This is a genomic window from Catenovulum maritimum, assembly GCF_001050375.1.
Taxonomy (GTDB): Bacteria; Pseudomonadota; Gammaproteobacteria; order Enterobacterales; family Alteromonadaceae; genus Catenovulum; species Catenovulum maritimum.
Window position 1 is genome coordinate 122,107 of the sequence record NZ_KQ130492.1, and the last position, 10,920, is coordinate 133,026.

General features: G+C 37.3%; 10 protein-coding genes and 1 pseudogene. 9 read left to right on the forward strand and 2 right to left on the reverse strand.

Annotated elements, in window-relative coordinates:
• Nucleotides 1-442: 442 nt before the first annotated feature.
• The 5 genes from XM47_RS12020 to XM47_RS12040 all read left to right on the forward strand — a co-directional run bounded on the left by XM47_RS12020 (nt 443) and on the right by XM47_RS12040 (nt 5,865).
• Entirely contained in the window at nt 443-1,651 is a 1,209-nt protein-coding gene (locus XM47_RS12020) for an aspartate aminotransferase family protein (RefSeq protein WP_048692833.1), read from the forward strand.
• A gap of 483 nt (nt 1,652-2,134) precedes the next feature.
• The gene (gene uxaC / locus XM47_RS12025) at nt 2,135-3,556 is read left to right on the forward strand and encodes a glucuronate isomerase (protein WP_048692792.1); all 1,422 of its coding nucleotides are present in this window, start codon (nt 2,135-2,137) and stop codon (nt 3,554-3,556) included.
• A gap of 350 nt (nt 3,557-3,906) precedes the next feature.
• On the forward strand, nt 3,907-4,365 hold the full coding sequence (locus XM47_RS12030; RefSeq protein WP_048692794.1) for a hypothetical protein: 459 nt from the start codon (nt 3,907-3,909) through the stop codon (nt 4,363-4,365).
• Entirely contained in the window at nt 4,366-4,827 is a 462-nt protein-coding gene (gene rimI, locus XM47_RS12035) for a ribosomal protein S18-alanine N-acetyltransferase (RefSeq protein WP_048692796.1), read from the forward strand. It abuts the gene before it with no gap.
• 111 nt (nt 4,828-4,938) lie between these two features.
• Nucleotides 4,939-5,865: a TIGR03899 family protein gene (locus XM47_RS12040; RefSeq protein WP_048692798.1), complete on the forward strand. Its 927-nt coding sequence runs from the start codon at nt 4,939-4,941 to the stop codon at nt 5,863-5,865.
• A gap of 21 nt (nt 5,866-5,886) precedes the next feature.
• Here the strand turns inward: XM47_RS12040 and XM47_RS12045 are convergent, their stop codons facing one another.
• Nucleotides 5,887-6,876: an aldo/keto reductase gene (locus XM47_RS12045; RefSeq protein ID WP_048692799.1), complete on the reverse strand. Its 990-nt coding sequence runs from the start codon at nt 6,874-6,876 to the stop codon at nt 5,887-5,889.
• Nucleotides 6,877-6,991: 115 nt separating this feature from the next.
• On the opposite strand from XM47_RS12045, the gene XM47_RS12050 reads away from it, so the two are divergent.
• On the forward strand, nt 6,992-7,894 hold the full coding sequence (locus XM47_RS12050; protein WP_048692802.1) for a LysR family transcriptional regulator: 903 nt from the start codon (nt 6,992-6,994) through the stop codon (nt 7,892-7,894).
• Nucleotides 7,887-8,213, forward strand: a complete 327-nt coding sequence (locus tag XM47_RS12055; protein WP_048692803.1) for a DUF1294 domain-containing protein — start codon at nt 7,887-7,889, stop codon at nt 8,211-8,213. Before XM47_RS12050 ends, XM47_RS12055 begins: the two co-directional genes overlap by 8 nt.
• Before the next feature lie 29 nt (nt 8,214-8,242).
• On the opposite strand, the gene ttcA is transcribed toward XM47_RS12055, so the two are convergent.
• Nucleotides 8,243-9,175, reverse strand: a complete 933-nt coding sequence (ttcA, locus tag XM47_RS12060; protein WP_048692805.1) for a tRNA 2-thiocytidine(32) synthetase TtcA — start codon at nt 9,173-9,175, stop codon at nt 8,243-8,245.
• Nucleotides 9,176-9,840: 665 nt separating this feature from the next.
• Between ttcA and bla the strand changes: the two genes are divergently transcribed.
• Nucleotides 9,841-10,554, forward strand: coding sequence for a subclass B1 metallo-beta-lactamase (bla, locus tag XM47_RS12065; RefSeq protein ID WP_048692806.1), 714 nt, complete (start codon nt 9,841-9,843; stop codon nt 10,552-10,554).
• A 121-nt stretch (nt 10,555-10,675) separates the two neighbouring features.
• Nucleotides 10,676-10,920, forward strand: a pseudogene (locus XM47_RS12070) (hypothetical protein); the annotation flags it as partial.

The window sequence follows — 10,920 nt, forward strand, 5'->3', positions numbered from 1 at the left end:
TAGTTTTGAGAATAAACCTGAGCTTTGGATAACAACTTGCTTTCTTGAGGTTATTTTTCCTGGCTCATTTGGTATTAATTGCGTTAAATTCGCTCGTAATATCCAGCTATTACTTACGCAAATTCGCGTTGTGCTAAGAAAAAATATCTCACAAGAAATAATGAATATAAATTAGCTAATAATTTCATAGCATTAGCTAATTTATTATCCAGAACTCAGGCTAATAATAGGCGGAAAATATTTAGTTTTTCACTAAACCATAAAAAATGAATAATTATTCAATAAAAATGATTTTAAATTCATTTTTATTTTGCTTTAATACAAATCTGAATTCGCAAGTTTTCACCTTTTGAGTATACTTATAGGCAATAATTAAAGTTTGCTATTTTTATAACAATAATACGCCGAAAGCGTTGAGTGGAGAAAGAAAATGACTGAACCTATGGCGGTCAGCAGAGCAACGTTTGATGAGGTAATGCTACCTAATTACGCGCCTCAAGCTGTCATCCCAGTTAAAGGGCAAGGCTCATATGTATGGGACCAAGCAGGACGTGAATATATAGATTTTTCTGGTGGTATAGCGGTTAATTGTCTTGGCCATTGTCATCCAGAACTTGTACAGACAATTAAAGAGCAAAGTGAAAAGCTTTGGCATGTCAGTAATATTTGGACTAATGAGCCAGCGTTGCGCTTAGCTTCTAAATTAGTTAAATCTACTTTCGCAGATAAAGTGTTCTTTTGTAACTCAGGTGCTGAGGCAAATGAGGCTGCACTAAAACTTGCTCGTCGTTACGCAGTTGATCAATTTGGTGAAGAGAAAGATCAAATTATTGCGTTTAAACAGTCTTTTCATGGTAGAACTTTGTTTACTGTTACAGCCGGTGGTCAGCCAGCTTATTCCGATGGTTTTGGTCCAAAGCCAGGCGGGATTTCGCATGCTGTGTATAACGATTTAGCTTCAGTAGAAGCGCTGATTTCAGACAAAACGTGCGCTGTTATTGTTGAACCTATGTTAGGTGAGGGTGGCGTTTTACCTGCAGATCCTGATTTTATCAAAGGGGTAAGAGCCTTATGTGATAAACATAATGCATTACTTATTTTTGACGAAGTACAAACAGGATTTGGTCGTACTGGACATTTATATGCTTACCAAGGATTAGGCGTTACACCTGATATCTTATCGACTGCTAAATCATTGGGAGCAGGTTTTCCTATCGGCGCTATTATCACAACAGATGAGATAGGCCAGCATTTAAAGTTTGGTACGCATGGTACGACTTATGGTGGTAATCCGTTAGCTTGTGCTGTTGCTGAAACTGCGTTTGATATTATTAATACTTCACAAGTATTAGAAGGTATTAAGCAAAGAGAAGCTGCTTTTAGGCAGCAACTTGAATTGATTAACCAAAAATACAATGTGTTTTCAGAAATTCGTGGTAAAGGTTTATTGCTGGGCGCTGTGGTTAATGAAGCCCATGAAGGTAGAGCACGTGAATTTGTTGCCGCTGCAATGGAGCAAGGCTTGATGTGTTTAGTCGCTGGCGCAAATGTGGTTCGTTTTGCACCGTCATTAATCGTTGAACAGCAAGATATAGTAGAGGGTTTTAATCGTTTCGATAAAGCTGTCGCTAGAGTTGTTGCTGGGGATTAAACCACAGCATAAATTCCTTGCTAGTATCGAGGAATTAATTGAGTTAATTAATAACTCACATCACAACCATTCAATTTAGCTGTATTAGCTGAAATAAAGGCCTCCGCTGAACTAGCCGGGGGCCTTTTGCGCTATACACTGGTATTATACTCATACTTATCCTGATAATAGACTTGAATACGTATTCAAATAATTTTTACACACGCGTTAATTTTTGATCGCTTCTTTTCTTAATATATTTCGTTAAATTTATCTGCTTAAAATAATTGGACCTTGACACATTACACTTTATTAACACATAATGCTACCGGTGGCACAATTGAGAGTGCAATACATTAAAATTGTAATTCGATAAATTCAGTAATTGCGTTAGGTAAATTAAAGCTGATAAATGAATACATTTAGTTAATAAAGTAAGGCTGGAAGTTGAGCTCGTTTTTTAAATATACCCAAATTCCAGCATAGTAAATATTAGAGGGCGCCATGTCTAAACCATTACATCTTCATCCTGACCGACTATTTAGCTCAGATCCAACTCAAAGAGCGATTAGCCGAGAGCTTTATAAAACAGTTGCAAATTTGCCAATTATTAGCCCACATGGCCATACTGATCCGAGTTGGTTTGCTGATAATGAATGCTTCCAAAATGCGACAGAGTTATTAATCATTCCAGATCATTACGTTTTCCGTATGTTTTATAGTCAAGGGATTAAATTGGAAGACTTGGGGATCCCACGCATTGATGGCGGAGAGGTTGAAACTGACTATTTAAAAATTTGGCACATTTTGGCCGAAAATTTTCATCTTTTCCATGGAACACCATCAAGCATCTGGATGAATTTTGTGTTTAGCGAAGTGTTTGGGTTTACAGAAGTTTTATGTCCAGAAAATGCTGAAGACTATTACCATAAAATTAATGCAAAACTGACTTCTGAAGCATTTAGGCCAAGAGCTTTACTCGAAAGGTTTAACATTGAGCTATTAGCGACTACTGAGGGGGCGACAGATGATCTTAAGCACCATGCTAAAATGAAAGGTACAGGTGTAGATAACACGGTTATTACAACTTTTCGTCCAGATGATGTGACCGATCCTGAGCGCTTAAGTTTTATGGCTAATTTGGAAACATTAGCTGACTTAACGGGTGAGAATGTTACAAGTTGGAGCGGATATTTAAATGCACTAAGAAGTCGACGTGAAGTTTTCAGAGCACACGGTGCAACTGCAACAGACCATGGTCATCCTTCTGCGTTTACGGCCGATTTATCAAAAGCTGACTGTGAAAAATTATTTTCGATTGTGCTTTCGGGTAAAGCAACGCCAGAGCAAGCTGAGCTATTTAGAGCGCAAATGCTCACAGAAATGGCAGGTATGAGCTGCGAAGACGGTATGGTGATGCAAATTCATCCTGGTGCTCGCCGTAATCATAATAAAAAGGTTTTTGAACGATTTGGCTTTGATAAGGGTTGTGATATTCCAGGTAGAACAAATTTTGTTGAAGACTTACAACCTTTGCTTTCAAAATTTGGTACTGAGTCTGATCTTAGAGTAATTTTGTTTACTCTTGATGAGTCGGCTTATGCACGCGAATTAGCGCCACTAGCAGGGCATTATCCTTGCCTTAAGTTAGGTCCTGCATGGTGGTTTCATGATAGTCCTGAAGGCATGTTACGTTATCGCCATAATGTAACTGAGACTGCAGGGTTTTATAATACGGTTGGCTTTAATGATGATACCAGAGCCTTCTTGTCGATCCCTTCACGCCATGATGTCGCACGTCGAATCGACTGCCGCTTCTTAGCTCAGCTAGTTACAGAGCATAGAATCACTGAAGAAGCAGCACATGATTTGGCTTACGACTTATCTTATCGTTTAGCGAAAGAGGCATACCAATTAACTAAATAACACGCTCTAGCACGAATAATAATATAATAACAACCGCCCAATTTGCTTTGTGCGTCCTTAGTGAATTAAGCGGTTTGCACATCTCCCAACTTTGCCCACTGGTTTATCATCGTGGGCTTTTTTACGCTATTTAACTTGAATTCGGGGAAGAAAATAGCTAAGGCATTGTAAGCCTGAATAAAGACTTAATTTAGTGATTATCTGTTTTGAAGACTTGAAAAATTAACTTTGAATTAATTCTTTTTAAATTAGCTAATGGGAAATCAAAGGACTTTTACAGTTTTAAATTTACCTTGATGTTAAACATGATAATATTAGCTTTCTAGGTTCATAAACTTTCAAGACTTTAAATGACTTACTTAAGTACTTATCAACAAGCCGTTTTAAACGAACTATCCATTGACTGTTATATGTCACCCGATTCTAAACTAGACTCTAGTGGTACTGCTGAGTCAGATTCTAAAATGGTAAATACCCAAGTTGTTGAAGCGTCCGATAAAACGAATCTGGTTAAACCTCAAGACTATCTCGCCCAGATAAAAGCTAACTTGGCGATAAGTACACAGGCCACTGAGTCAGCTAAAGTTTCAGTTGACTTTAATTTGCAAGTTGAAGCCCTGAATTGGCAAGATATTGCTATTTTTGAATTTGAGTTAATCAAAGCCGGTTGGACTTTTGAACAATCAGCCTCTAGTGTTACGCTTAAACACAAAAGTTTAACCACAAATAGTATGTTAGATTTACAAAATGCGGACGCTAAGAAAAAGCTTTGGCACATGTTTACTCAAACTTTTTCTGGACAGTTGTAAATGAATATTCGTCCACTCGTCGCGACCGAACAGAATCAAACCGATATAGATAAGATTGAAGCGTTAGAAAATGCTGAGCAAGATTTCCCTTGGTCGCGAAAAATTATTGAATCCTGTTTTGGGCCTAGGTATCAAAATTTTGGCATATTTGAAAACGACAATTTGCTTGGTTACTTAGTTAGCGATTGCATTGCCGGTGAAGCTAATTTAATGAATATTTGCATTGCGAAGTCGCATCGTCGGCAAGGTCTCGCAGAGAAGCTGTTAACCGAAATGTTTAGTCAAATACAAGCTAAAAATGCGGATACAGTTTGGCTAGAGGTTAGAGAGTCTAACTTGGCAGCAATCAATTTATACGAGAAGTTAGGTTTTAATCAAATATCAATTCGGCCAAAATATTACCCAACCAAAGAGGGTAGTAATGAAGATGCTGTGATTATGAGTTTAATGCTGTTTAGTTAGAGCTAATGGTTACTTGCTAAACAAAGACAAGTCTGAATAGTTCGCTTGAATTAGGTAGTTCGGCTTATTTAGGTATACAATCCTAGTATCTTTTCTTAAATTCATCAGATAATGAAAGTCGACGCTAATCTCACTAACACTAATGTCATAGATAATAAAGCTTCTGTTAGTCAGCAAGCGCCGGTGAAAAAATCGGCGAATTCTAAACCGGTTAATCCGACTTCTGTTCATATTTCATCTGATAATACATATTCTCAATCTTTAAGATTAAGCCAAATCGCACATAGATTTGGTATCGCGAAAACCAATACATCTAAAGAGCAAAGCATAGAGCAAAGGGCGGGTCGACGTGAGCGTTTAAATGCTGCGAGAAAGCAGCAGAATCTTGAAGCTATTATGGAGTTTGCTCAGCAATATATTGATTCATCATCCTCGCAAGAAGAGGTCGACCCTGATTGGTTATATCAATTCTTCGATATGGCAGAGACGATTTTTTCGTCCTCAATGCAACACTTGTGGGGGAAGATTCTTTCTATACAAATTTCTAAACCCGGTACTTTTTCGTTAAGAGCTTTAAAAACTTTAAATCAAATGACTTTTAAAGAAGCCATCATGTTTCAGCATGCTTGCGCTTTAATGGTCCGAGATAAGCTGGAGTATGGCGGAAAGATAATTACGGGCTACTATTTACCTGCTTCATTTTTTTCTTTTCTGTCCAAAAGTCAAAGTAAAAGCATCAACTTGAGCAAATTTAAGCTGAACTATCCTGAGTTATTAAGTTTAATCGATTTAAATTTAATTTATGCCACTGAGATAGAAATGGCGCCACTTGCCCTTGGCCAAGCTATGGAGTTTGATGGTATGACGAGTAAAGTTCAAATTAAGGCAAGTAAGCCAGGTTTAGTGCTCACTTACTATAAATTGACTCAAATTGGCAATGAGTTAACTAAGCTAATTGCAACAGAGTCTAGGCCAGATTATTTTAATCAGTTACCTGCTGTATTTAACCCTGTTGCCGAGGTGAATACGAGTATTTAGCTTAGTGACAAACGACTTGGCTTATATTTGTCCTCGGATGTGCTGCTTAACCTTAGTTTGGTAGAAATTGGCTAGCGTTTTGTGAAGATCCGCAGGCAACTGGGCTAAATCGGATATTTGAGCATTCGCTATGACTTGTGCTTGTTGGGTTGTGCCCGCGATTATGCTGGTTACTTCTGGTTGATCTAAAATCCAGCGCATTGCCACTTGATGTAAATTTAAATGGCCAGGCAAACTGGCTTTAAGTTCGTTAGCTAAATCCACTCCTGTGTGCAAGGCTAGTCCGTTAAAGGTTTCTCCGACATTAAAAAAGTCACCGTCTTTATTGTAATTTCTGTGATCATTTTGACTAAACTGCCGATCAGCTGACATTTTACCAGATAGTAAACCACTTGCTAAAGGCAACCTAGCTATGATGCCTACTTGATTTTCTGCTGCTTGTTTAAGCAGATATTTGGTGGCATCTTGACGAAAGATATTAAAAATAATTTGTAAGCTGGCAATATTGGATTGTGTGAGGCAAAACTCGGCTTCTTCAATAGTTTCTACGCTAGCTCCAAAGTGTTTGATTAAACCTTGCTGCTGAAATTCTTCCATCCAAGATAATAACTCACCAGCAAATAGAATGTCTGGCGGAACGCAGTGCAATTGGACTAAATCGAGTGCCTCTACCTGTAAGCGCTTAATGGAAGATTCTAAGTTTAGTTTCACTTTTTGTTTACTATATTTATCTGGGTATAAGCCCGCATCACGCCCAACTTTAGTAATAACAATTGGTTTACTTGCACTCTGATTATTTTGTTTGAGCCAATTACCGATTCTAGTTTCGCTTAAGCCTGAACCATAAACGTCGGCTGTGTCCCAAAATGAAATATTGCTTGTGTGAGCTTGGTCTAAAATAGCTTGGGCATCTTGTTCTGATAAGTCACCAAAATCATTGCCTAATTGCCAACAGCCTAAACCAATTTCTGATACTTTAAATCCTGTTTTACCTAATATTCTTGTCTTCATTTAATTATTTGTCTCGTTTCAATAAAACTCATATGAGTTTAATCCTATTGCTATTAGTTATAAATATTGAAATACTTACATCATTGTTAAGTTATATTAAACAAAAGGCTGGCGAGTGTTTGATAATTTAAAAGGGATCACTGAGTATATTAAGGTGGTCGAGACAGGTAATTTCACAGCTGCCGCTCATGAATTAAACATGACTCGAGCTAGAGTCAGTCAAATTATTAGTCAACTTGAGAGCCAACTTGGCGTTCAACTACTGCAAAGGTCGACTAGAGCGATGAAGCTAACGGAAGTTGGCGAACTTTTTTATCACCAAAGTTTAAAGGGGATGAACCAATTACAACAAGCCATAGCTATGGCGCAAACAGAACAAAAAGTTGTCGCAGGAAAAATACGAATTAACTCTGTCGGTGGTATTTTTGGCGAGCAAATCTTAACGCCTTTAATATGTCAATTTATGAATTTATACCCACAAATTCAAATTGATTTGGATTTCTCAAGTCAGCATATAGGTTTAATTGAAAGCAAATATGACTTAGCTATTCGGATGGGAGATTTGCCCGATTCGGATTTAGTTGCTCGGCCTTTATCTCAATATAAAACTTATATTTGCGCCAGTCCTGAATACGCTAGCCAAAATCAATTTAACCATCCACAAGATTTAAAGCGTGCACGAATTATTACCGGCAGTATCAAGAAATGGCAATTTACTAATGCGCAAAATTTAAATGAGCAGTATGAAATTGAAGTGGAAAGCCAGTTTAGTTGTGCTAATGGCCATGTGGCTAAAACAGCAGCTTTATTAGGCACAGGTGTAATTCGAGCGCCTGACTTTTATGTCGCGCAGGAGTTAAGATCTGGTAAATTAGTTCAGTTATTTAAATCTTGGCAACTGGCCGATAGTAAAGCCGCTATTGTCTATCCAAAATCTGGCTATAAGACTCGGCGGATAAAGCTTTTTATCGATTACTTACTTTCCCATATTAAAGCAGTTGAGCAAGCCTATGTTTGAGCTTGATTGGTTTGAACTTCTCATGCGCTTCCCGCATAATTTTTTGATTTATTTGGCTTTAATTAATTTTATTACTTTTTGGGTTTATGCTTGGGATAAATCAGCCGCGATAAGGGGCGTTTCTAGAGTTGCAGAAAAGCGGTTACATAAGTTGAGTTTAGCGGGTGGCTGGCTAGGTGCCTTTAGTGCGCAAAGGTTATTCAGACATAAAACTTTGAAAAGTAAATTTCAGCTTATTTTTTGGTTAACTGTACTTGGTAATTTAAGTCTAATTGCAGCTTGTGGCTTTATTTTTGAGCGATTTTTTGGGGGGAACTGACCATATAGATAATATGGTCAGTAAGCAGATTAACCTGCGTTTATAATCGCGATATCAATTTTATCTTCGTCGGCTATTTGCTCATCATCTGCATACAAGCTTGAATCTATTTCTGGCTGAATAATAGTAGGTTGATCAAAAGCGAGATCGCCTTCTTCTATCATTTGGTTGGTTTTTAGCCCTTTGAAGTCATACAAACTTGTATCAGCAAGATGCGATAAGCTAACATTTTGGGTTGCATTAAACATAGTTTCTAATCTACCTGGATGAGATTTGTCCCAAGATTGCAGCATTTCTTTTATAATCTTGCGTTGCAGATTCTCTTGAGAGCCGCATAGATTGCAAGGAATAATAGGGAACTCTTTCACTTCACTAAACTTAACTATGTCTTTTTCACGGCAATAGGCAAGCGGTCTGATAACTATATGTTCATTGTTGTCGCTAATCAGCTTCGGAGGCATAGTTTTAAGCTTGCCACCATAAAACATATTTAAGAACAAGGTTTCTAAAATATCATCTCTGTGATGGCCTAATGCAATTTTGGTTGCACCTAATCTGTTAGCGGTTTTATATAATATACCGCGTCTTAAGCGAGAGCATAAAGCACAGGTTGTTTTGCCTTCTGGTACTTTTTCTTTGACTATGCTGTAAGTGTCTTCTTCGACGATTTCAAAATCAACGCCTAAAGACTCTAAATATTTAGGCAACACATCTTCGGGGAAACCGGGTTGCTTTTGGTCGAGATTGACAGCAACAATATCAAAATTAATAGGTGCTTTGTGCTTTAAATAAATTAAAACATCTAGCATAGTGTAGCTATCTTTACCGCCGGATAAGCAAACCATTACTTTGTCGCCATCTTCTATCATATTAAAATCTTCAATGGCTTTACCCACGCAACGACGAATGCGTTTTTCTAATTTATTGAAGTTATATTTTTGTTTGGCTGTTAAGGTTTGCATCTGACATCTCTCTGATATTTGAGGCGCGAATTATAGCAAATATAGCTGATTGGGCAATTTAATCTGAAATTATCATTGTTATGTATGCTAGATGGAAAATAACTTGTATCTATGCCACCCAATTGCATCAACCATGGCCATTTAATTACATACAGCGTTGCCACCGCTTAGATGTGATAGTATCAAAGGACTGCTCCGTGCCATAAGCAGACATAGGTTTTACTTCTAGGATATCGACGACTTAAGTAAGCCAAATTTTTCTGACAATTCCATTCTAGTTGAATCTATGAATATATATTTAGCCATCAGTAAATCCTTCAATCCAATTGCTTGTTTTTTATACAGTTGTAATGGCAAGATGCCAAAAACTCAAATTATTTCTCGCTTTGTTTTTAACAAGGTATTGATTTCCTGAAGATAATAGTAATTAACAATATAATTTTATTTGTTTTTTATAATAGTGAGTTTACATAACGACCCTATATTTGACTCGCATTGACGATTGGCTTGGTTTCTAGCCTAAAATTGTGGTTGCACTTTAGTTAATTTAAGCTTAAGTTTATGAAATTATTAATTTAAAACTTATTGGAATGGCGTTGTTAGACTCAATATTGAAAAGTTCTATACGCACTTCTAATGATTAAGCTGTTAGAGGCCTCTGAAGTATGAGAACCATCATCACCTTTTTATTCTTAATGTCAGGTTTTGCTTATGCAAACACTGATAAATTAAAAATCACTAAATTAGCGGATAATGTCTATCAACATACTTCTTACAAAGTTGTTGAACCTTGGGGTAAAGTCGGTGCATCAGGTTTAGTTGTTGTTGATGGAAATGACGCCTATATAATTGACACTCCTTGGGGGCAAAAACCAACTAAAGAGTTAATTAATTGGATCAATTCAAAAGGTTTCGTCATTAAAAGCAGCGTGGTTACCCACTTTCACGAAGATGCTAGCAGTGGCATTCCATTATTGAATAAATCTAATATAAAAACATACGCTACACGTAAAACTAACACTCTACTTAGCTTAAAAGACAAAGAACAATCCAGCCATGAAATCTCAAATAATACATTTGAGTTGGTTAAAGGTACGATAGAAATATTTTACCCTGGCAAAGGCCATACAGAAGATAATATTGTTGTTTGGCTGCCAAAGGATAAAATTTTATTTGGTGGTTGTTTCGTCAAGAGTATCCATAGTAAAAATTTAGGTAATATTGAAGATGCCTCAATAGATATATGGCCAGCATCAATACAAAAGGTTATTAGTAAATACCCTGACGTTGAGATTGTAGTACCGGGGCATGGTAAAGTCGGTGATGTTAATTTACTTAACCATACGGCTAAACTGGCTTTAGGTGCAAATGGCCTCTAACAAGCCGCTCAAGCATGGGACAAATAAAAGTTGGCTTTTGCTCGTGCCTCGCTTATTTTAGCCAACTTAATTATTTGCCCCTTAGCGGGGCGTTAGGTGTTTATCCAGTTAAGGAGTTCAAATGTTAGATAAGGATTCATCAGAATGGGCAAATGTTCCGTTTTGGGTCAGTTTAGGAATGTGGGGTATGAAAACAAGAAAAGCGGCATTAGCTTTTGAGTATTTTTGTTTTGTTTTTGCGTCAATTGCATTTGTAGCCTCTTTTTTTTATTTTCCGTTAATCTTTGCATCCGTTCTTTGGGGCTCTGCATATTGGTATGCAATTACTATACGCTGGATCGATAATGCAGGCTTGTGGCAACAAAA